Below are 21,633 nucleotides of genomic sequence, written 5' to 3'. Positions count from 1 at the left end.
CAGCAGGTGCTTTGTTACAGCGGGCATCCGCATCACGCCGTCAACCCCACCACCCCCTCCAATGCCTCCTTCGCCGCGTGCACGTTCTTCACATCCTGCACGCTGATCCGCAAGGTCCCCGCTTTCTCATACACCTTGAACCGCCGTGGTTGCGCTTGCACCGCCCGCAGCACCGCGTTGAAGCCATCGCCCTCGAAGAAGGGGTGTTTCTGGTCGGCGATGAAGGTGCCGATCAGCGTGCCCTTCTTCAGCACCATCTTCTCCAGGCCCATGCGTTGGCCCAGCCAGCGCAGGCGGATGCCTTCCATGAGTTCGTGCACCTGGTCGGGGATCGGTCCAAAGCGGTCGGTGACCTCCGTCGTGAACTTCCGCAGCTCCGCTTCGTCCTTGATGTCGTCCAGCTTGCGGTAGAGCGCGAGGCGTTCGGCGGTCTCGCTCACGTAGCTATTGGGGATCAGCATCGTGAGATCGGTCTCGATGATGCAATCGTCGCTCTGGTCGCGTGTGCCGCCGCGCGCCAGTTGGCGGTCCTCGAAGAGCTCGGCGAAGTGCTCGTGCTTCAGTTCGCGCACGGCTTCCTCCAGGATCTTGTGGTAGGTCTCGAAGCCGATGGAGTTGATGAAGCCACTCTGCTCGGCACCCAGCAGGTCGCCCGCGCCGCGGATGTCGAGGTCCTTCATGGCGATGTGGATGCCGCTGCCCAGGTCGCTGAACTGCTCGATGGCCTGCAGGCGCTTGCGCGAGACGTCGGGCAGCAGGTGCGGACCGGGGGCGAGCAGGTGGCAGAAGGCCTTGCGGTTGCTGCGCCCCACGCGGCCGCGCAACTGGTGCAGGTCGCTGAGGCCGAAGTTCTGCGCCTCGTTGATGATGATGGTGTTGGCGTTGGGGATGTCCAGGCCGTTCTCCACGATGGTGGTGGCCACCAGCACATCGGTGTTGCCCTCGATGAAATCCATCATCACCTCCTCCAGCTTGTGCCCTTCGAGCTGCCCATGGCCCACACTGATCCGCACGCCCGGCACCAGCTTGCGCACCATGTCCGCGATGTGTTCGATGTTCTTCACCTTGTCATGCACGAGGTAGACCTGCCCGCCGCGTGAGAGTTCGTACTCGATGGCCTCCTTGATGATGTGCTCGTTGAAAGGCTGCACCATGGTCTGCACCGGCTGGCGGTTGGGCGGCGGCGTGGCGATGATGCTGAGGTCTCGCGCGCCCATGAGGCTGAACTGCAGTGTGCGCGGGATGGGCGTGGCGCTCATGGTGAGCGTGTCCACCGTTTCGCGCAGGGTCTTCAGCTTGTCCTTGGTGTTCACGCCGAACTTCTGCTCCTCGTCGATGATCATCAGGCCGAGGTCCTTGTAGACGACATCCTTGCTCACCAGCCGGTGCGTGCCCACCAGGATGTCGATCTTCCCCTCCTTCAGTTCCTTCAGGATGCGCGCCTGGTCCTTGGCGCTGCGGAAGCGGTTCACGTAGTCCACCGTCACGGGCAGGCCCTTCATGCGGTCGCGGAAGGTCTTGTAGTGCTGCAGCGCGAGTATGGTGGTAGGCACGAGCACGGCCACCTGTTTGCCATCGCACACGGCCTTGAAGGCGGCGCGGATGGCCACCTCGGTCTTGCCGAAGCCCACATCGCCGCACACCAGGCGGTCCATGGGCGTGGGCTTCTCCATGTCGGCCTTCACGTCCTGCGTGGCCTTCAATTGGTCGGGCGTGTCCTCGTAGATGAAGCTCGCTTCGAGTTCGTGCTGCAGGTAGTTGTCCGGCGGGAAGGCGTGGCCGGGCTTGGCCTTGCGCCGGGCGTAAAGCTTGATCAGGTCGAAGGCCAGCGCCTTCACCTTGGCCTTGGTGCGCTCCTTCAGGTTCTTCCACGCGGCGGTGCCCAGTTTGCTCACTTGGGGCGACTTGCCACCCTCCTCGCCGCTGTACTTGCTCACGCGGTGCAGGCTGTGGATGCCCACGTACAGTACATCGTTGTCGCGGTAGATCAGGCGGATGGCCTCCTGGGGTTTGCCGTTCACGTCCAGCGTCTCCAGCCCGCTGAACACCCCGATGCCGTGGTCGATGTGCACCACCAGGTCGCCGGGCTTGAGCTGGGTGAGCTCCTTCAGCGTGAGCGCCTGCGTGTTCTTGCGGAAGCCCTCCTTCAGCCGGAAGCGGTGGTAGCGCTCGAAGATCTGGTGGTCGGTGTAGAGCACCAGTTTCAGCGTGGGGTCGATGAAGCCTTCGTGGAGGTCCAGCACCAGCGGCGTGAAGCAGACCTCGTGCTCCATGTCCTGGAAGATGGTGTAGAGGCGTTCGCTCTGGCGGGCGTTGCTGCAGGCGATGAGGTTGGTGAAGCCGGCGGTGACGCGGTTGTGGAGGTCGGCGGAGAGCTGCTGGAAGTCCTTGGCGAAGGCGGGTTGGGGTTTCTGGGAGAATTCGATATGGATGAGAAAGCGGTTGTCGGTTGGCGGTTGTTGGTTGTCCGGCCGTATCGTGACCGAGATCTCTTCTGGCGATGGGTCACGGTGCATAAGTGCGGCCCCACCTGACAACTGAGAACCAACAACCGGCAACTGCCCTCCCCACCGCACATTCCTGAACCCGAACACCGCCTCCACCAACTCCCCGTCCTTCGCCAGCAGATCATCCGGCTTCGGGTGCGCGTCCTTGTCCGGCAGGCGCTCGTAGGCTTCGCGCAGGCGCTTCAGTTGCTTGGCGGCCGCATCGCTCAGGGCCTTGGGGTCGCTGTACCAGATGATGGCATCGGCGGGTAGCTGCTGGAAGAAGAGTTGTTGCCGTGCGGCATCCTCATCCTGCAGATCGGGCACGATCACCGCTTCGGCGAGGCGCTCCACGCTCAGCTGGTCCTGCGGGTCGAAGCGGCGTACGCTCTCCACGGTGTCGCCATAGAGCTCTATGCGGTAAGGCCTGTCGCTGCCGTAGCTGAACACGTCCACGATGCCGCCACGCACGCTGTACTGGCCTGGCTCGTAAACGAAGTCCGCGTGCGTGAAGCCGGTCGCCTGCAGCCATTCCTCGAGCGTTTCGATCGGCAGTTCCTCGTTGCGCTTGATGGCGAGGGTGTTCCGCTGCATCGTTTCGCGGCCCACGACCAATGGCACCAACGCTTCCGGATACGTGACAAGGACCAGGTGCTTCGGCTTCTTCATCAAGACCTCCAGCACCTCGGTCCTGCTCACCCGTTCGCCATCGTGGTGGCCTTCTGGGTCATAGGGCGAACGGGATGGTGCGGGAAAGAAGAACAGGTCCTCGCTCTTTTTCTCTCGCACCCTCGCACCTTCTTCCCCTTGCACGTTCCGAAGCGCCTCCAGATCGTTCATGAAATACGCGGCCTCTTCCTTGTCCGTGAGCACGAACACATGGGTGCCGCCCACCTGCCGGCTGATGGCCGAGGCGGTGAAGGCCCGCCCGCTGCCCACGAGGCCGGTGAGCTGCACTCGCGCGCGTTCGGTGGCCAGGGCATGGGCGGCCTGGGCGCAGCGGGGGTCGGAGGTGTAAAGGGAGAGGATATCCTCCAGCTTGAGGATGGTGAGGCGGGTCAATTCCATGGATGCACAAAAGCCCGAAGCCCGGTACCCACGGAAGTAGGGCATCGGGTCGGGATGGCAAAGCTAGGGGAGGGCCACCGAGCGCGCGGACGGTGGGCACCCTTCGCCATTCGATCGGGAAAGTGGCCGCTCACTCGATGCTTGAAGGTCCGGGGTGTTGGACAACTTCTATTCGGGCCACCAATGCCCAACGCCATGCGCCACGAATTCCTCCATCTCGCTGCATTCCTGTTGATCACCTCCGGGCTCAATGCCCAAGTACTGGCACCCTCCTGGGTGGCCACCATGGGCTCGAACGGGACTGACAGGGGCGTTGCGCTCACCCTGGATGGCACACATGTCTATCTGACCGGACTTTTCAATGGTACGGTGGACTTCGATCCCGGACCCCGCGTGGTGGATCTGACCTCGGCCGGAGGCAATGACATCTACGTGACCAAGTTCACCATGGAAGGCGATCTGGTCTGGGCGCGAAGAATGGGTGGCCCCCACTACGATGCGCCGCTTTCCATCGCCGTGGACGACCAAGGCAACGTGTACACCACGGGTGGGTTTTCAGGCACGGCGGATTTCGACCCCGGACCCGGCACCTTCACCATGACCGCCGCCACCACCGGCCAGGCCGATATCTACATATCGAAATTCGATCCCGACGGCAATTTCGTGTGGGCCAAGGGCATCGTCGGGGGCACCTGGTGGGACCAGGGCTACAGCATGGCCATCGACCATGAAGGCAACGTGGTGGTGGCCGGGCGGTTCTACTATCAGGGTGGTCCGCGCGATTTCGACCCAGGACCCGGTGTCCACCTCCTCACCGCTGGTCACGAGGACATCTTCGTGTTGAAGCTCACCAACGACGGGGACTTCATCTGGGCCGTGAACTTCGGCACCGCACCCCACGAGAGCCGGGCGCATTCCTTGGTGCTGGACGACGAAGGCAACATCTACACCTCCGGCTACTTCCGGGGCACGGTGGATTTCGATCCCGGGCCCGGCACCGCGAACCTCACCTCGGTGGGCACCTGGAACGTGTTCTACCACAAGCTCGACCCGAACGGCAACTTCGTGTGGGTGCGGTCCATCCCCATCACCACCACCACCTACCACACCGAGCCGCGTGGCTATGGCCGCAAGATCACCCTCGACCACCAGGGGCACTTGTACGCCACCGGCCGCTTCAGCGGCACCATCGACTTCGACCCGGGACCGGGAACGGCATCGATGACCGCTGTGGGCGACCATGACATCCATGTGCTGAAATTCACCACGGACGGCGACCTGGTATGGGCCCGGTCGATGGGCGGCACCGGGTATGACGAAGGTTTTGGGATCGCGGCTGATGCGGACGGTGTGGTCCATGTGGTGGGCATCTTCCAAGGGACCGCGGACCTTGATCCCGGCCCGGAGGTCCATCAGGTGGTGGCGGCCGGCAACGACGAGATGTTCGTGCTGAGCCTCGATGATGGCGGTGCGTTCATCCGGGCCGGCATCATGGGTGGCACAGGCGCTGACCAGGCCAATGCACTGGTATTGGATGATGCGGGCGACCTGTATGTGACCGGCTGGTTCGCTTCCACGGCCGATCTCGATCCCGGCCCGGGCACGCAGAACCACACGTCGAACGGGGGACCGGATGTATTCCTTATGAAAGTGATCGAGTTCGACGGGACCAACATCGGCGTGATGGCCCCCCCAAGCGGTCTGCGTGTCCATCCGAACCCGGCCAGTGAACGCATCATCGTTCAACTAGATCCGGACATGATCGGCAGGCGTGGTGTGGTCGAGGTCTTCAATGCCGCTGGCGCGCGCATGCACATGGATCGGGTCGGCGATCTGGTGCCGATGTGGTCTTTGGAGCTGCCTGCGGATTGGACGGATGGGCTCTACCTCCTGACGCTGCGGTCGGAAGGAGCGCCACTCAGGTCCGCGCGCATCGTGCTGCAACGGTGATGCGTCGTCGCTGAAGGGAACGCCACATGGCATGCCATGCCCCACCGGGGCGGGCCTCACCCTTTCATCGCCTCTTCCACCATCGCCTTGCTGCCGATGTACAATGGGCAGCGCTGGTGCAGTTCGGTGGGCACGATGTCCAGGATGCGCCGGGTGCCATCGGTGGCCATACCACCGGCCTGTTCGGCGATCAGGGCCAGGGGATTGGCCTCGTAGAGCAGCCGCAGTTTGCCCTGGGGCGCCTTGGCCGTGGCGGGGTAGAGGTAGATGCCGCCCTTCAGCAGGTTGCGGTGGAAGTCGGCCACCAGGCTGCCGATGTAGCGGGCGCTCATGCGCTGCTCGCGGCACCTGTTGATGTAGACCTGCACATCGGGCGCGAAGTCGTTGTAGTTGCCCTCGTTCACGCTGTAGATCTTGCCCTGCTGTGGCGCCTTCATATCGGGGTGGCTCAGGCAGAAGGTGCCGATGCTGGGATCCAGCGTGAAGCCGTTGACGCCATGCCCGGTGGTGTACACCAGCATGGTGCTGCTGCCATAGATCACGTAGCCGGCGGCCACCTGTGCGCTGCCGGGCTGCAGGAAGTCGGCGTGCGTCACGGGCTTGTTGTCGTCCAGGCGGCGGTAGATGCTGAAGATGGTGCCGATGGAGACGTTCACATCGATGTTGCTGCTGCCGTCCAGCGGGTCCATCAGCACGATGTACTTGCCCTTGCTGGAGCGCTCGTTCTCGTAGATGATGATGTCGTCGTTCTCCTCGCTGCCCACGGCGCAGCACTCGCCCTGGTTGCGCAGCGCGTTGATGAAGAGGTTGTTGGCCACCACGTCGAGCTTCTGCTGCTCCTCGCCCTGCACGTTCTCGTTGCCGGCGGCGCCGATGATGTCCTCCACCAACCCGGCCTTGTTCACCTCGCGGTTCACGATCTTGGCCGCGAGGCGGATGGCGGTGAGCAGGCGGCTGAGCTCGCCGGTGGAGTACTTGAACTCCGCCTGGCGTTCCACGATGAATTCGGCGAGGGTGGTGATGCGGGACATCTCGGGACTTGTTGCTTTGGTACTGTACCGTCGACCCACCGGGTCGACCCAATGCTCTTGCGCCACACGGCCAAGCGCCGCAAAGATGCGCAGTGTCCATCTTTGCCGGCGATGGACGCGATCATCCGCCGTGCCGAAGCCCGCGATGTGCCAGCGATGCTGGAACTGGTGCGTGAGCTGGCCACCTTCGAGAAGGAGCCGGAGGCGGTTACGGTGACCGAAGCGGAGATGCTGGATGCGGGCTTTGGTGAGAAGCCGGTCTGGTGGGGGTGGGTGGCGGAGCGATCGGGTGATGGAACCGCCAGGCTGGTCGGGATAGCGGTATGCTATGAGCGCTACTCCACCTGGCGTGGCCGGGTGGGTTACCTGGAGGACATCGTCGTTACCGAAAGTGCACGTGGCCAGCGGGTCGGGGAGCGGCTCTTCCGCGCCTGTGTGCAGGATGCCTTGGACCGCGGCTACCACCATCTCACCTGGCAGGTGCTCGACTGGAACAAGGGCGCCATGCGCTTCTATGCGCGGTTGGGCGCTGAGTTCGATACCCAGTGGGAGAATGGCAGAATGACGCGCGAAGTGATGTCCAGACTCATGAAGCCATGAAGGTCTTCAAATTCGGAGGGGCCAGCGTGAAGGACGCGGCAGGTGTGCGCAATGTCGCGCGTGTGCTGAAGCACTTTGACGGCGAGGACATCCTCATTGTGGTGAGTGCCATGGGCAAGACCACCAACGCGCTGGAACGTGTGGTGTGGGACTGGCGCGATGGCAAGGACGTGCGCGATCAGATGGAGGCCTTGCGGCAGCGGCATCTGGGCGTGTTGCGCGAAGTGGCCCCCGGTTTCGAGGAGGCGGAAATCTGGTTGTTGGAGTATTTCGATGAATTGGATGAGTTGCTTACCGGTACGCCCACCACCAACGCCGACCAGGACTACGACCAGGTCGTGGGCTACGGCGAGTTGTGGAGCACGCAGATCGTGAGCGCCTATCTCAGCGAAGCCATGGAGGTCTGCTCCTGGATGGACGCGCGTGACCTTGTGCGCACCGATGCGCTGCATCGTGCGGCCCGCGTGGATTGGGAAGCGAGCGCGGCATTGGTGAAGGAGCAGTTCGCCAGTGGTGAAGGGCAGGAGCCGGTCCGCTTCCCGGTGGTCACGCAGGGATTCACAGGTGCCACCGAAGAAGGCCTCACCACCACGCTGGGCCGCGAGGGATCGGACTTCAGTGCGGCGATCTTCGCCTACCTGCTGGACGCCGAGAGCGTCACCATCTGGAAGGACGTGCCCGGCATGTTCAACGCCGACCCGAACCGCTTCCCGGACACGAAGCTGTTGTCGCACATCAGCTACCGTGAGGCGATCGAACTGAGCTACTTCGGCGCCAGCGTCATCCACCCGCGCACCCTGCAGCCTTTGCAGCAGAAGCACATCCCGCTCTATGTGCGCTCCTTCATGGACCTGGACGCGCCGGGCAGCACCATCAACGATGTGAGCGAGAGCGACTCGCTGGTCCCCTCCTTCATCATCAAGCCGAAGCAGCTGCTCATCAGCATCACGCCGCGCGACCTGAGCTTCATGGTGGAGGAGAACCTGCACCACATCTTCGGCCTCTTCGCGCGGGCCAACGTGCGGATCGACCTGATGCAGAACAGCGCCGTGGCCTTCCACGTGGTGGTGGACGACACGCCCCGTGCGCACCAATTGATGGATGAGCTGCGTGGCAGCTATGAGGTGAAGTTCAATGACGGCTGCGAACTGGTCACCGTGCGGCACTTCGACGAGGCCACACTGGAGAAGCTCCTCGGCGGGCGCGAACTGCTGGTGGAACAACGCAACCGGGTGACGGCCCGCCTGGTGGTGCGCTGATCACTCGCGGCCCTCCATCTCCATCACCACGCGGTCCGGGTAGTCGCTGATGATGCCGTCCACGCCGAGGTCGAGCATGCGGCGGATGTCCTTCTTCTCGTTCACGGTCCATACCACCAGTTCGATGTCCTCTTCGCGCAAGGCCTCCAACAGCTTCTTGTCCACGAGGCCGTAGTGCGGGCTGTAGATGTGCGGTTTGAAGGTGAGCCGCTTCAGGTTCTTCTTCAGCCCGTCCGTGTTCTCCACCAGGAAGGCCAGCGGGATGTCGGACCGTTCGGCATGGATCGCTTCCAGGATGGCGGGATCGAAGCTTTGCACGATGCAGCGATTGGCGATGCCAAGGTCGTCGATCTCGCGGATGACGCGCTGCGCGTAGTCCGCGGGCGGGGGCTGGTAGGTGCCGTACCATTCGGGGTCGCTCTTGATCTCCACGTTGTAGGAGGGGCTGACCATGCCGCTGAGCAGCGCATGCTCGTCGCAGGTCTCCACCACCTGCCGCAAGGTGGGCTTGTAGGCGAACACGCGCTTCTGGTCGGGGAAGAGCGGATGCGCGAGTCCGCCGCAATCGTATTCCTGGATCTCGGTCACCGTCATGCGGTGCAGATTGATCGAGCGCTCGCGGTCGGGCGTGATGCGCTCTTCATCTGGTGTGACACAGATGCGCCCGCTCATCCACGGCTCATGGGATACGATGACCTCATCATCACCGCTGAGCACCACGTCCAGCTCCAGGAAGTCGCAGCCCAGGTCGATGGCCTTGAGAAAGGCGGGGATGGTGTTCTCCGGCATGAGGCCCCTGCTGCCGCGATGGCCGTGGACGTCGGGATGGAGGTTCTCCATGGGTTGGCAGGCGTTGAGGATCACCAGGGCGGCGGCCGCCAACGAGGGGCTACGACGGGCCATGGGGAAAGGCTTGGAGGATCTTGTGTGCGAGGGTCTCGGCCATTTTCACGCGTCCCTCGAAGGTAACGCCGGCGATGTGTGGCGTCAGCAGCACGCGCCCGTGGCCGAAGAGCCGCTGTTGGGTGGCCGGATCGATCGACGGGTCAAGCCCGCTCAGGTCATGGCGCTCGAATTCGAGCACGTCCAGTCCTGCGGCGATCACGCGCCCCTGGTCGATCGCGTCGAGCAGGGCCGCGGTGTGCACCACAGGCCCGCGTGAGGTATTGAGGAACCAGATCGGGCGGCCCAGGCGCAGGAAGAAGTCACGGTCGGCGTAATGATGCGTTTCGGTGGTGAGCGGCAGGTGGAGGCTGATGACGTCGCTCTCGCGCAGCAGCACGTCGAGGCGCACCTCCTCGATGCCGGCGCGCGCGAAACCGTCCTTGTACTTGTCGTGCGCCAGGATGCGCACCCCGAAGCCACGCAGCTTTTCGGCGAAGGCGCTTCCCATGTGGCCGTGGCCGATGATGCCCACGGTCTTGCCGCGCAGGTCGGTGCCCCGGTTCTCTTCGCGCAGCCACAGGCCGCCGTGCACCTGGGCGTTGGCGCGTGTCAGCGCCTTCATCAGCGCCAGCAGCAGCATCACGCAGGTCTCCCCCACACCGTCGCGGTTCCCTTCGGGCGAATTGAACACGCGCACACCATGCTTCAGGCACCAGCCCGTGTCGATGTTCTCCAGGCCGGAACCCACGCGGCCGACGAAGCGCAACCGCTTCGCCCGTGCCAGCAGGGCCGCTCCCACTTGCCGGCTCCTCACCACCAGTCCTTCGGCGTCGGCCACCGCCTGCGCGAGTGCGGCATCATCGAGGGTATGCACCGCCTCGCATGCGTGACCGGCGGCCGCCAGGCGTTCGGCCAGGAGGGGATGGACGCTATCGGCCAGCAGGATGCGCACGGTCAGGAGAAGAGTCCGTACATCAGGTGGCCCACGGTGAAGTAGGTGAGCAGGCCGGTGATGTCGTTGAGCGTGGTGACGAAGGGTCCGGTGGCCATGGCGGGATCGACCTTCAATCGCTCCAGCAACAAGGGGATCATGGTGCCGAACATGGCGGCTGTGAGGATCACGGTGAACAGGGCGATGCTCACCGTGTAGCTCAGGGCCTGGCTCTGCTGCAGGGCGAGGTTCACCAGGAAGATGAGCGTACCGCATACCAAGGCGGTGAGGACGGCCACGCGCAATTCCTTCCACAGGCGGGACATCAGGTTCACACCATCCAGCATGCCACTGGCGAGGCCCTGCACCACAATGGCACTGGATTGCACGCCCACGTTGCCCGCCGTGGCGGCGATCAAGGGCATGAAGAAGGCCATCTTCGGATCGATGCGCAATTCCTCCTCGTACTGCGCGATGATCTGCGAGGACAGGATGCCACCGGCGAGACCGATAAGCAGCCAGGGTAGGCGGGCGCGCATCTGCACCACGGGGGTGTCCGTGGCATCCACGTCCTCGCTGATGCCGCTTGCCAGCTGGTAGTCCTCGGTGGCCTCATCGGCCATCACGTCCATCACGTCGTCGAAGGTGATGCGGCCGATCAGCCGGCCTTCCCCGTCCACCACGGGCAGCACCACCACATCGTATTTCTTCATCATCTGCACCACCTCCTCCACGTCCGTGTCGGTCGTCACGCTCGTGATCTCGGTGTCGCACAATTCCTTGATCGGCGTGCGCGTGCTTTCCGCTGCGAAGAGGAGCTTCTTCAACGGCAGCACGCCATAGAGCCTGTCCTCATCATCCACCACGTAGATGGTGTAGACATGCTCCACATGCTGGGCCTGCTGGCGCATGTCCACGATGGCGCGTCCCACGCTCCATCCGGTGCGCACCATCACCAGTTCCTTCTGCATCAGCGCGCCGGCGGTGCCCTCGTCATAGCGCAGCAGTTCCTCGATGTCCTCGCGTTGCTCCTGGTCATCGAGCAGGGCGATCACCTCGCGCTGCTTCTCCTCGGGGAGCTCAGCCATCACGTCGGCCGCGTCGTCCGAGTCGATGTGCTCGATCACCTCCTCGGCGATCTCTCGGCTGGTGAGCGAGGCCAGCAGGTCCTTGCGCGTGTCGTCCTCCAGGTTCAGCAGCACTTCCGCCGACTCCTCGGGGTCGAGCAGGCGGAACACATAGGCCGCCTCCTCTTCGGCGAGGCGGTCGATGATGGAGGCGATGTCGGCGGGGTGGAGCTCGCTCAGCAGCCCATGCACGGCCGAGTCGCGGCCTTCCGCCACGTCCTCGCGGATGCGGTCCAGCAGGGGCTTTGTGAGCTCGAAGGACATCGGTCGGGACCCATGGCGTGCGCTGACCACCGGCGCCTGTGCGATGCGTGGCCCGGTGCGGCGGCGAAGCTACGAAGCGCCTAAGTGCCCAAGGCCTGTGTCAGCTCGATCCATTCCGGAACGGCGAGGGTCTCGGCACGCCGGCCCGCGAAATGGGCGGGCACCTTGCGGTCGCCGCTGAGGAGGGGCTTCAAGGCGTTGGCCAGGGTCTTGCGCCGCTGGTTGAAGGCGGTCTTCACCACTTGGAAGAATCGCGCTTCATCGCAGGGCAGGCGGTCCACTTTGTTGCGCCGCATGCGGATGACCGCACTGCGCACTTTGGGCGGCGGGTTGAAGGATCCCGGCTCCACGGTCATCACCTGGTCCACCTCGTAGAAGGCCTGGGCCAGCACGCTGGTAATGCCGTACACCTTGCTGCCCGGTGCCGCGCGGATGCGGTCGGCCACTTCCTTCTGGAACATGCCCACCACCTCGGTGCAGCGGTCGCGACAGGCCAGCACCTGGAAGACGATCTGCGTGCTGATGTTGTAGGGAAAGTTGCCGATGATGGCGAAGGGCCCCGGAAAGTGCGTGCGCAGGTCCAGCCGCAGCACGTCGCCCATGAGGAGGCGACCCGCGAGTTCCGGAAAGTGTTCCTGGATGTGCGCCGCCGCCTCGTGGTCCACTTCCACGCACCACAGGTCGATGTCCGTGCGCGCGACCAGGTGCTTCGTCAAGGCGCCGGTGCCGGGGCCGATCTCGATCACCGTGCGGTAGCCACCATGATGCGTGAGCGCATCCGCGATGCGCTGGGCGATGGCGTCCTCCTTGAGGAAGTGTTGGCCGAAGCGCTTCTTGGGGGTGACCATGGTTCTTCAGCGGAGCTTGTGGCGTTGAGGGCTTGGGCCGCGCTGGTGGCCATCCGTGTTCCTGATCACCAACATCCAGCCTCCAACCTCTCAACCTACGACCTCCAGCAAGGTCCTGAACGCCACGAACCTCCCGCCATAGCGCTGTTGCGCATCCGCCTGCAAGCGGGCCGCATGCTCATCGCGGTAGCGCTCGTAGTGGGCCATGTCCGGCGCGGTGTACTGGATGGCGTAGGTGATGCCGCCCTCATCATCGGCCAGCACGCGGTGCATGCGGCTTTCCACGAAAAGGCCGGTGGCCATCACCTCGGGGATGTGGGTGTCCTTCATCCACCGGAGCCAGGCGTCATGCACCTCGTGGTCGATGTTGACGGTGACGTTGTAGACGATCATGGGTGACCGTGGTCGTGGCCGCCGGTGGGCACGCCGGGCGGGTGGTCGCCGCGGAGCCGCCGGAAACGCTCACGTGCTTCCGGCACGAAGATGCTGCCGGTCTGTTCGAACAACAGGCGCTCGTAATGGCCCATGGCCTTCTCCCGGTCGCCGAGTCGTTCTTCGTAGAGCACGCCGAGGTCGAGCAGGGCATTGTCCACCAGGATGTCCAGCGGGTACAATTCGAGGATCTTTTCCAGATGCTTCGCCGCATCGGCATAGCGGTGCCGCGCATGGTCGATATGGTAGCGCTCGTAGAGCACATCGTCACCGATGCCGTGGATGGGGAAGGAACGCGAGAGGCTGTCCAGCATGGCGAGGGCTTCATCGTAGCGGTGCTGCACGCGCAGGAGTTCGGCCTGTGCGAAGAGGGTGAGCGGCGTGGTGTTGCTGTCCAGGCCCACATTGTCGGTGATGCGCAGGGAGAGTTCCAGTGCGTCGTTGGCGATGAGCTTGCTGGTGCTGGCCTTGAGCACGCCCAGTTGCGCCTGTGCCCAATTGAAATCCCCGGCATAAAAGGAGACCTTGGCGTTGCGCAGCCGCGCTTCGTGGCCCAACACATCGTACTTGTGGTCGAGGTCCACCTGTGAATAGAGGAGTGAGGCTTCCCAGATGTCGCCGATCAGCAGGTGGATATCACCCAGGTCGAGCTTGAGTTGCGCCTGGGTCTTCTTGTCCACCGCGGGCAATGCGATGCCTTCCTCCAGCAGGGCGATGGCCTCCTCATGTTCACCGAGCCGATAGGCTTTCAGTTGTGCCCGGTCGCGCAGCAGTTCCACGGTGGTCTTGTTCAGGCCCAGTTCGGTGATGGTCTGCGCGGCGCGCTGGTCCAGGTCGCGCAGATCGGCCAGCGGCGGCTCGGACATGGCGGCGAGCTGAGCATGGCGTGTCTTCACCGCGCCGATGCGGGCCTGCACGTAGTTGGCGTCGTTGCGGCCGAGGTTCAACACGTATTCGTAGCATTTGAAGGCCACACCATGGTCGTCGTTGGCCAGGGCGATGCGTGCGAGTTCCATCATGCGGGCGCCTCCTTCCTCGAAGCGCTTGTCCAGCGCGAGGCTCTGCACGAAGGCGGCGTCCAGGTCCTTGCGTTGGATGTAGAGCCACACGAGGAGCTCCTGGAATATGGTGCGCTGTGGATCGCGTTGGATGCGGCGCAGGAGTTCGGTGCGCAGCAGCTCGGAACGGTCGTCGGCCACCTCGAACTCCATGTGCCGGGTGAGGGCGTTCTGCACGGTCTGCAGGTAGGCCTCGTTCACGGTGAGCAGGTCCAGGTAGGCCGAGACCATGCGCTGCACATCGCCCTTGATGGCGTAGAGGTTGGCGATCTCGTACTGGAAGCCCGGGCCGTCCTTCAGCATGCGCTGGCCGCGCTCGTAGGCCTGCAGCGCCAGGTCGTACTCATTGATGCGCATGAAGGCGTTGGCGGTCTGGCGCACGTGGCCGTGTTCGGGGCGCATGGCCCGCAGCGCCTTGTCGAATTCCTTGGCGGCCTTGTCCTCCTGGCCATTCAAGCGGTGTATCTGGCCCAGGTCAACAGGGAATCGGGGATCGTCACCGCGCTTCTTCTGGTGGGTGCGCACGAGTTTCTCCGCAGCGGCGAAGTCCTTCAGGCCCATCAGGCTCTTCAGCAACTGCTCGTAGTAGTGGTCGCTGGGCTGTCGGTCGTAGAGGCGCTCGAAGTAGAGCACGGCCTTTTCATAGTCGCCCTGCTGGTAGTACTGCGCGGCGAGCTGTTCATCGGTGCCGGGTTGCGCGGCCACTGGCGATGCGCTGGTCGCTGCCAAGGCCAGGGCGAGAAGGAAGGCGAGGCGCATCATGGTCCGTACGAAGTTACCGGATCGGCATCGGCCAGCAGGCTGTCCAGCGCCTGACGCCCTTCCCAAACGCGCTGCAGGGCGCGGTAGTTGTCGATCAAGCGGTGGGTGTTGTCGTCGAGGTCCTTCAGGAGCAACCTTTCGGTGGCGATGGCTGTGGCGCCCCTGGCCGGGTCCATCAACCCCTTGGCCAGATCGGCGCGCAGGGCCCGCAACCGGCGGCCGGCTTCGGCGAGTTCGGTGGAAACGCGGTCGTGGTCCAAACCCATGGCCCTGGCGCTGCGCAGCACCAGGTAGTGGTTGCCGAGCTGCTCGGCGCTCTGGCGACCCAGCGTATCGTTGAACCGGTTCTCGAACAGGTCCGTTGTGGCGCGGAACAGTGAATCGGCCCGGTCGTAACGCCTGCGGTCCAGTTCGTTCAAGGTGAGCACGGCGGCTTCCGCCTGGGTGGTCATCGCATCCACGGCCTTCAGTTGCTCCGCATCGGCGGCCTGCCGGCAGGCGGTGGGTGCCACGCACCCCACCAACGCGGCCAGGACCATGGACCGTGCGCGAAAGGTCATTTGGTGATGCGGTCGAAGCCCGTGTATGGGCGCAGCGCTTCCGGGATGCGGATGCCCTCGGGCCCCTGGTTGTTCTCCAGCAATGCCGCCACGATCCTGGCCAGGGCCAGCGCACTGCCATTGAGGGTGTGGGCCAGGCGGGGCTTGCGGTCCTCGCCCCGGTAGCGCAGCTTCAGCCGGTTGCTTTGGAAGGTCTCGAAGTTGCTGATGCTGCTCACTTCCAACCAGCGCTGCTGGGCCGCGCTCCACACCTCCATGTCGTAGGTCATCGCGCTGGCGAAGCCCATGTCGCCACCGCAGAGCAGCAGCTGGCGGTAGGGGAGTTCCAAGGCGCGCAGCAGGCCTTTCACGTGCTCCACCATCCCCTCCAGCGCGGCATAGCTGTCCTCGGGCCGTTCGATGCGCACGATCTCCACCTTGTCGAACTGGTGCACACGGTTGAGGCCGCGCACATGGGCACCATAGCTGCCGGCCTCGCGGCGGAAGCATGGCGTATAGCCCACGAGCTTCACTGGCAGGGCGGCCGGATCCAGGATCACGTCGCGGTACAGGTTGGTGATGGGAACTTCGGCCGTGGGGATCAGATAGAGATCGTCGGCGGTGGCATGGTACATCTGGCCCTCCTTGTCGGGCAGCTGTCCGGTGGCGAAAGCGCTGTCGGCATTCACCATATGTGGCGGGATCACCTCCTGGTAGCCGGTTTCCGTGGCGCGGTCCAGGAAGAAGGCGATGAGCGCGCGCTGGAGCCTGGCACCCTGGCCCAGGTACACCGGGAAGCCCGCGCCGGTGACCTTCACACCGAGGTCCATGCGCAGAATGCCGTACTCTTCGCCCAATTCCCAGTGTGGCTTGGCCTGCGCAGGCAATTCCGGCAGGGCGCCCTCCTGGACCACCACCACATTCTCCTCGGGCGTGCGGCCAGCGGGCACCTTGTCGTTAGGGGCATTGGGAATGGTGCAGAGGTGGTCGTGGAGGGCCTGCTCCGCGTCGTCCATCTGCTCTTTCAGTGCCTGGGAGCGCGCTTTCAGGTCGGTGCTTCGTGCCTTGGCGGTTTCAGCCTCCTCCTTCTTGCCGGCCTTCATCAGTTCGCCGATGGAGCGGCTCAGGCCGTTCAATTCCTGGAGGAGGGCGTCCATCCCGGTCTGGGCGCCGCGCCGGGCATCGTCCAGGGCCAAGGCGCGGTCCACCAGGGCTTCCGCATCGATGTGGCGCTTGGCAAGGCGTTCAATGGCTTCCGTGCGGCGGGTCCTGAGGAAGTTGGTCTCCAGCATGGCGGGCGTCGGTGGTCGTTGGCGGCAAAGGTAGCCGGGCGGTGTGGGCACCAAAGCGAAAGCCCCGTCCCACTTGGGGTACGGGGCTTCCAGCAGAGGGTGGGGATCAGTTGTTTTCGGCGGGCTCCACGCTCACCACACTGCGCTGGCCGCGGGTGAGGCGGAAGGTGACGATGCCGTCGGCCGTGGCGAACAGGGTGTGGTCCACGCCGATGTCCACGTTCTTGCCGGGGTGGTGCTTGGTGCCACGCTGGCGCACGATGATGTTGCCGGCCACGGCCTTCTGGCCACCGTAGATCTTCACACCCAGGCGCTTCGAATGCGATTCGCGCCCGTTGCGGGTACTGCCTTCACCTTTCTTGTGTGCCATGGCTTCAAGGGTTGTCATGCCGGGCCGGGCCCGGGGTAGCGGAGATCTTGCTGGTTACTTCTTGTTGTCCTTCTTCGGAGCGGCCTTCTTGGCGGCCGCTTTCTTGGGCGCTGCCTTCTTGGCGGCCGTCTTCTTCGCCGGGGCCTTCTTGGCAGGGGCTTCCACCTCGGCCTTCGGAGCCGCCTTCTTCACGGCCTTCTTGGCGGGTTCAGCCTTCACGGCCGCCTTGGGGGCGCTGCTCTTGCTGGCGTCGAACTTCTCGCCCTTGCCCAAAATGGCCTCGATCCAGATCTCGGTGAGGGCCTGGCGGTGGCCATTCAGCTTTTGGTATCCCTTGCGGCGCTTCTTCTTGAACACCAGCACTTTGTCGCCCTTGCCGTGGGAGAGCACCTTGGCGGCGATGCGGGCGCCGTCCACCATGGGGGTGCCCACGGTCACGGTCTTGCCGTCGCTCACCAGCAGCACCTGGTCCAGTTCGATGTGCTTGCCTTCCTCGGCTTCGAGGCGGTGCACCTTCAGTTTCTGGGCCTGCGTCACTTTGAACTGCTGGCCGGCGATGTCGACAATGGCGTACATGGGTCCTTTCGGGAAAATGGGCTGCAAATGTAGGGTTCGGCGCGGATCGGGCAAAAGGGGGGAGGTCGCAGGTGGGAACTTGAGGGGTTGGAGATCGGGTGGGGCCTGGTGCGGATGCTCCACACCATGCTCCCCCTCAAAGCCCGAAAGCCTTCTTCACCGCACCCACGGCGGTGGTGTCTTCCCAGGGAAAAAGTGTCACTTTCACCTCGGTCTTCTGCCCGGCGTTCTCGAATTTCTTGGTGACCGTGACGGGCTTGCGGCCCATGTGCCCGTAAGCGGCCGTTTCGCTGTAGATGGGCGTGCGAAGCTTGAAGCGCTGCTCGATGAAGTACGGCCGCATGTCGAACTCCTTCATCCGGCCGATGACATCGGCGATCTGCCCGTCGGTCATCTTCACCTTGGCGGTGCCGTAGGTGTTCACGAAGAGGCCCACGGGCCTGGCCACACCGATGGCGTAGGCCACCTGCACCAGCACTTCGTCGCACACGCCGCCGGCCACCAGGTTTTTGGCGATGTGGCGCGTGGCGTAGGCGGCGCTGCGGTCCACCTTGCTGGGGTCCTTGCCGCTGAAGGCGCCGCCACCGTGCGCGCCCTTGCCGCCGTAAGTGTCCACGATGATCTTGCGCCCGGTGAGGCCCGTGTCGCCATGCGGCCCGCCGATGACGAACTTGCCCGTGGGGTTGATGTGGTAGGTGATGCGGTCGTTGAAGAGGGCCTGCACACGCTTGGGCAGTTTCTTCTTCACGCGGGGAATGAGGATGCCGATGACATCCTGCCTGATCCGCTCGCCCATGGCTTTTTCGGCGGCAGCGGCCGCACTCTTGCCGGAGCCTTTGGGCTTGATGAACTCGTCGTGCTGGGTGCTCACCACGATGGCGTCGATGCGCCGGGGTCGGTGGTCGTCGGTGTACTCGATGGTCACCTGGCTCTTGGAGTCGGGCCGCAGGTAGGTCATCACCTTGCTTTCGCGGCGGATGGCGGCCAGTTCGCTCAGCAGCAGATGGCTCATCTCCAGGGCCAGCGGCATGTAGTTGTCCGTTTCGCGGCAGGCGTAGCCGAACATCATGCCCTGGTCGCCGGCGCCTTGCTCCTCGGGCTTCCGCCGCTCCACGCCCTGGTTGATATCGGGGCTTTGCTCATGGATGGCGCTGAGCACCCCGCAGGAACGGGCCTCGAACATGTACTCGCTGCGGGTGTAGCCTATGCGTTCGATCACCTCGCGGGCGATCTCCTGCACGTCCAGGTAAGCTTTGCTCTTCACCTCGCCGGCCAGCACCACCTGCCCGGTGGTGACGAGTGTTTCGCAGGCCACCTTGCTCTGCGGGTCGAAGGCGAGGAAGTGGTCGATGAGGGCGTCACTGATCTGGTCGGCGACCTTGTCCGGGTGACCTTCGCTGACGGATTCGGAGGTGAAGAGGTAGGGCATCGATCGGTTCCTTTCGGGCCGCAAAGGAACAGGTTTGGCGCGGATGCGGCTTTCGCGGCAGCACCCTAAACTTGCCGTCACGAAGATCCCCGACCACCAACCACCGACACCGATGAGATCCCTCCGCATCCTTGGCGCGACCCTGTTCCTCGCCTCCGCCATGACCCAGGCCCAGAGTTTCGATGTGGGCACGAACGTGCTCAGTGCGAGCGTGGGCATCGGGGGATACTATGGCGCATCCTCCGCCTACACCTCGCAGACACCCGCCCTGGGACTGAGTTACGAGAAGGGCATCACCAGATTGGGGCCGGGTGAATTGGGACTGGGTGGCTACCTGGGCTACAAGACCCTGGCGAACCGCTATTCGGGGCCGGGTTTCGAGTACGATTGGAGCTGGACCTACCTGATCCTGGGTGTGCGCGGCGCCTGGCACTACAACACCTGGCACGATGTGGACCAGCTGGACCTGTACGGCGGTCTGCTGCTGAGCTACAACAGTGTGAAGTGGAAGGACAACACCACCTACCCATCAGGCTTCCCGGTGGTGCGCTCCAGCGCAGGCAGTGGCATGGCGCTCACGGGTTTCATCGGCGCGCGCTACTACTTCACGGAAAGCCTTGGCGCGCATATGGAACTCGGCTACGGCATCGCCACGGCCAACCTGGGCCTGTCCTACAAATTCTAAGGCTGGCCGGTCAGGAGCGGCCCCTGGCGGTGAGCTCCTTGAAGACCTCTTCGAGGCCGCGTTCGGCCTTGCGCATGCCCAGCACCTTGCGGCCGCGGTCCACCGCGAATTGGAACACCGCCGGGCGGATGTCCTGCGCGGCGTCGTGGGCCAGGAGCCAGGCGGCGCCTTCTCCACGCTGCGCCTGAAGCACGCCGGCGATGGAACGCAGGTCGTTGGCGTGCACCTCGCCATCGAATTCCACTTCCAGCGCGGCCCGCTGCACATGACCGCCGCGCAGGGTGCTGGCCTGTTCATCCGCCACCACGCGCCCGCGGTCGATGATGATGACCCGGCCGCAGATGGCCTCCACTTCCTGCATGATGTGCGTGCTGAGCATCACGGTGCGCTCGCGGCCGATGTCACGGATCAAGGTGCGGACCTCCGCGAGTTGGTTGGGGTCAAGGCCGCTGGTGGGCTCGTCGAGTATGAGCACCTGCGGGTCATGGATCATGGCCTGCGCCAGGCCCACGCGCTGGCGGTAGCCCTTGCTCAGTTGACCGATGCGCTTGTGCTGCTCGCGCCCGAGCCCCACCATGTCAACCATGCGCTTCACACGTTCGGCCCGGTCGCGCAGGCCGTGGATGCCCGCCACGAAGCGCAGGTACTCGTGCACATACAGGTCCAGGTAGAGCGGGTTGTGTTCCGGCAGGTAGCCCACCTGGCGCCGCACCTCCATGCTGTGCGTGCGGATGTCGTGACCGCAGACCGTGGCCACACCGTTGGTAGGTGGCAGGAAGCAGGTGAGGATCTTCATCATCGTGCTCTTCCCCGCGCCATTGGGCCCGAGGAAGCCGACCACTTCGCCGGCGCCGATCTCGAAGGAGACGTCGTCCAGCGCTTTTTGGGCGCCGTAACGCTTGGTGATGTGGCTGACACTGATGGACATGGTGGCGAAGGTAGTTGGAGGTCGGGCCACCGCACGGTCCTATGCCGGTTGAAGGTTGGTCCACGTCACTCGACCTTCAACCCCTCAACTTCTTCAACATCCGACCACCCTGCCACCCCTTACTTTGCCTCCATGCCCACCGGCCTAGTGATGCGCAGCACCGGCAGCCGCTATCTCGTGCGCGGCGACGACGGATCGCTGCACGATTGTGTGGCCAAAGGGGCCTTGCGGATCAAGGGCTGGAAAAGCACCAACCCGCTGGCCGTGGGCGACCGGGTGGACTTCGAGCATCAGGTGGACGCGGAGCAGCCCGGGGCCATCACCGACCTGCACGACCGCCGCAACTACCTGGTGCGTCGCAGTGTGAACCTGAGCCACCACAAGCACGTGATCGCCGCCAATCTGGACCAGGCCCTGCTGATGGTGACCGTGGCCAGGCCGCGCACCTCGTATGGCTTCATCGACCGCTTCCTGGTCACTGCCGAGACCTACCAGATCCCCGTGGTGATCGTCTTCAACAAGGTGGACGACCTGCAGCAGGAAGCGGAACTGGACCTGCTGGCGGAATACCAGGAGGTGTATGAGGGAGCGGGCTACCGCACACGGATCACTTCCGCGGCGCAAGGCACCGGCGTGGAGGAAGTGAAGGCCTTGCTGCTGGGGAAGGTCACGCTGGTGGCCGGGCACAGCGGGGTCGGCAAAAGCACGCTCATCAACGCCATCGATCCCGCGCTGGACCTCCACACCACCGAGATCAGCCGGTCCAGCGAAAAGGGACAGCACACCACCACGTACGCCGAGATGTTCGAGTTGAAGATCGAGGACCGTCCGGGCGCACAGGGCCACCCCCCCACCCTGTTGATCGACACACCCGGCATCAAGGGTTTCGGCCTGGTGGACCTGGACAAGGCGCACATCGGCGACCAGTTCCCGGAGATGTTCAAGTTGAAGGGACAATGCCGCTTCAACGATTGTCTGCACAAGGATGAGCCCGGTTGTGCGGTGCGCGCCGCGGTCGAGCAAGGCACCATCGCCGCAAGCCGCTACATCAGTTATTTGGACATGCTGGAGGGTGTCGATGACGATGGCCCCTACCGGCTGGAATGATCAACG

19 protein-coding genes are annotated in these 21,633 nt (G+C 64.1%); 5 read left to right on the top strand and 14 right to left on the bottom strand.

Annotation, left to right across the window (positions count from 1 at the left end):
• Nucleotides 1-32 precede the first annotated feature (32 nt).
• Complete coding sequence (mfd, locus tag KIT10_09225; GenBank protein ID MCW5899435.1) at nt 33-3,326, bottom strand: transcription-repair coupling factor; 3,294 nt, start codon at nt 3,324-3,326, stop codon at nt 33-35.
• 423 nt (nt 3,327-3,749) lie between these two features.
• Here mfd and KIT10_09220 point away from each other — a divergent pair, with 423 nt between their 5' ends.
• The gene (locus tag KIT10_09220; GenBank protein MCW5899434.1) at nt 3,750-5,504 is read left to right on the top strand and encodes an SBBP repeat-containing protein; all 1,755 of its coding nucleotides are present in this window, start codon (nt 3,750-3,752) and stop codon (nt 5,502-5,504) included.
• Nucleotides 5,505-5,560: 56 nt separating this feature from the next.
• On the opposite strand, the gene fbp is transcribed toward KIT10_09220, so the two are convergent.
• Nucleotides 5,561-6,535 carry a class 1 fructose-bisphosphatase gene (gene fbp / locus KIT10_09215; protein MCW5899433.1) on the bottom strand — a complete coding sequence of 325 codons (975 nt, stop codon included), beginning with the start codon at nt 6,533-6,535 and terminating at the stop codon, nt 5,561-5,563.
• A 111-nt stretch (nt 6,536-6,646) separates the two neighbouring features.
• Between fbp and KIT10_09210 the strand changes: the two genes are divergently transcribed.
• Together KIT10_09210 and KIT10_09205 are read left to right on the top strand one after the other, a co-directional pair.
• Complete coding sequence (locus KIT10_09210) at nt 6,647-7,135, top strand: GNAT family N-acetyltransferase (GenBank protein MCW5899432.1); 489 nt, start codon at nt 6,647-6,649, stop codon at nt 7,133-7,135.
• Complete coding sequence (locus tag KIT10_09205; protein MCW5899431.1) at nt 7,132-8,394, top strand: aspartate kinase; 1,263 nt, start codon at nt 7,132-7,134, stop codon at nt 8,392-8,394. Before KIT10_09210 ends, KIT10_09205 begins: the two co-directional genes overlap by 4 nt.
• Here the strand turns inward: KIT10_09205 and KIT10_09200 are convergent, their stop codons facing one another.
• From KIT10_09200 to metK, 11 genes are all read right to left on the bottom strand, one after another.
• The gene (locus KIT10_09200; GenBank protein MCW5899430.1) at nt 8,395-9,297 is read right to left on the bottom strand and encodes a glycerophosphodiester phosphodiesterase; all 903 of its coding nucleotides are present in this window, start codon (nt 9,295-9,297) and stop codon (nt 8,395-8,397) included. It lies immediately after the preceding gene.
• A complete protein-coding gene (locus KIT10_09195; protein MCW5899429.1) occupies nt 9,284-10,231 on the bottom strand; it encodes a hypothetical protein in 948 nt (315 codons plus the stop codon). Before KIT10_09195 ends, KIT10_09200 begins: the two co-directional genes overlap by 14 nt.
• Nucleotides 10,232-10,233: 2 nt before the next feature.
• The gene (gene mgtE, locus KIT10_09190) at nt 10,234-11,601 is read right to left on the bottom strand and encodes a magnesium transporter (protein ID MCW5899428.1); all 1,368 of its coding nucleotides are present in this window, start codon (nt 11,599-11,601) and stop codon (nt 10,234-10,236) included.
• A gap of 80 nt (nt 11,602-11,681) precedes the next feature.
• Nucleotides 11,682-12,449 (bottom strand): ribosomal RNA small subunit methyltransferase A, encoded by a 768-nt coding sequence (gene rsmA / locus KIT10_09185; GenBank protein MCW5899427.1) that lies wholly within the window; start codon nt 12,447-12,449, stop codon nt 11,682-11,684.
• Between the two features lie 90 nt (nt 12,450-12,539).
• Nucleotides 12,540-12,842, bottom strand: a complete 303-nt coding sequence (locus tag KIT10_09180) for a DUF4286 family protein (protein ID MCW5899426.1) — start codon at nt 12,840-12,842, stop codon at nt 12,540-12,542.
• Nucleotides 12,839-14,701, bottom strand: coding sequence for a tetratricopeptide repeat protein (locus KIT10_09175; GenBank protein MCW5899425.1), 1,863 nt, complete (start codon nt 14,699-14,701; stop codon nt 12,839-12,841). The genes KIT10_09180 and KIT10_09175 overlap by 4 nt, the downstream gene beginning before the upstream one ends.
• A complete protein-coding gene (locus KIT10_09170) occupies nt 14,698-15,240 on the bottom strand; it encodes a hypothetical protein (protein MCW5899424.1) in 543 nt (180 codons plus the stop codon). The genes KIT10_09175 and KIT10_09170 overlap by 4 nt, the downstream gene beginning before the upstream one ends.
• A gap of 17 nt (nt 15,241-15,257) precedes the next feature.
• Nucleotides 15,258-16,532 carry a serine--tRNA ligase gene (gene serS / locus KIT10_09165; protein MCW5899423.1) on the bottom strand — a complete coding sequence of 425 codons (1,275 nt, stop codon included), beginning with the start codon at nt 16,530-16,532 and terminating at the stop codon, nt 15,258-15,260.
• Between the two features lie 106 nt (nt 16,533-16,638).
• Nucleotides 16,639-16,902, bottom strand: coding sequence for a 50S ribosomal protein L27 (gene rpmA / locus KIT10_09160; GenBank protein MCW5899422.1), 264 nt, complete (start codon nt 16,900-16,902; stop codon nt 16,639-16,641).
• A 54-nt stretch (nt 16,903-16,956) separates the two neighbouring features.
• Complete coding sequence (rplU, locus tag KIT10_09155) at nt 16,957-17,478, bottom strand: 50S ribosomal protein L21 (GenBank protein MCW5899421.1); 522 nt, start codon at nt 17,476-17,478, stop codon at nt 16,957-16,959.
• Nucleotides 17,479-17,614: 136 nt separating this feature from the next.
• On the bottom strand, nt 17,615-18,907 hold the full coding sequence (gene metK, locus KIT10_09150) for a methionine adenosyltransferase (protein ID MCW5899420.1): 1,293 nt from the start codon (nt 18,905-18,907) through the stop codon (nt 17,615-17,617).
• Between the two features lie 112 nt (nt 18,908-19,019).
• On the opposite strand from metK, the gene KIT10_09145 reads away from it, so the two are divergent.
• Nucleotides 19,020-19,592, top strand: a complete 573-nt coding sequence (locus tag KIT10_09145) for a hypothetical protein (protein MCW5899419.1) — start codon at nt 19,020-19,022, stop codon at nt 19,590-19,592.
• Between the two features lie 10 nt (nt 19,593-19,602).
• On the opposite strand, the gene gldA is transcribed toward KIT10_09145, so the two are convergent.
• Nucleotides 19,603-20,520 (bottom strand): gliding motility-associated ABC transporter ATP-binding subunit GldA, encoded by a 918-nt coding sequence (gldA, locus tag KIT10_09140; GenBank protein ID MCW5899418.1) that lies wholly within the window; start codon nt 20,518-20,520, stop codon nt 19,603-19,605.
• A 132-nt stretch (nt 20,521-20,652) separates the two neighbouring features.
• Between gldA and rsgA the strand changes: the two genes are divergently transcribed.
• A complete protein-coding gene (gene rsgA, locus KIT10_09135; GenBank protein ID MCW5899417.1) occupies nt 20,653-21,627 on the top strand; it encodes a ribosome small subunit-dependent GTPase A in 975 nt (324 codons plus the stop codon).
• The last annotated feature ends 6 nt before the right edge of the window (nt 21,628-21,633 follow it).

The sequence above is a fragment of the Flavobacteriales bacterium genome, from assembly GCA_026129465.1.
Classification (GTDB): Bacteria; Bacteroidota; Bacteroidia; order Flavobacteriales_F; family PHOS-HE28; genus PHOS-HE28.
The sequence above is the reverse complement of the archived record's forward strand: the minus strand, read 5'-3'. Positions and strand labels throughout refer to the sequence as shown.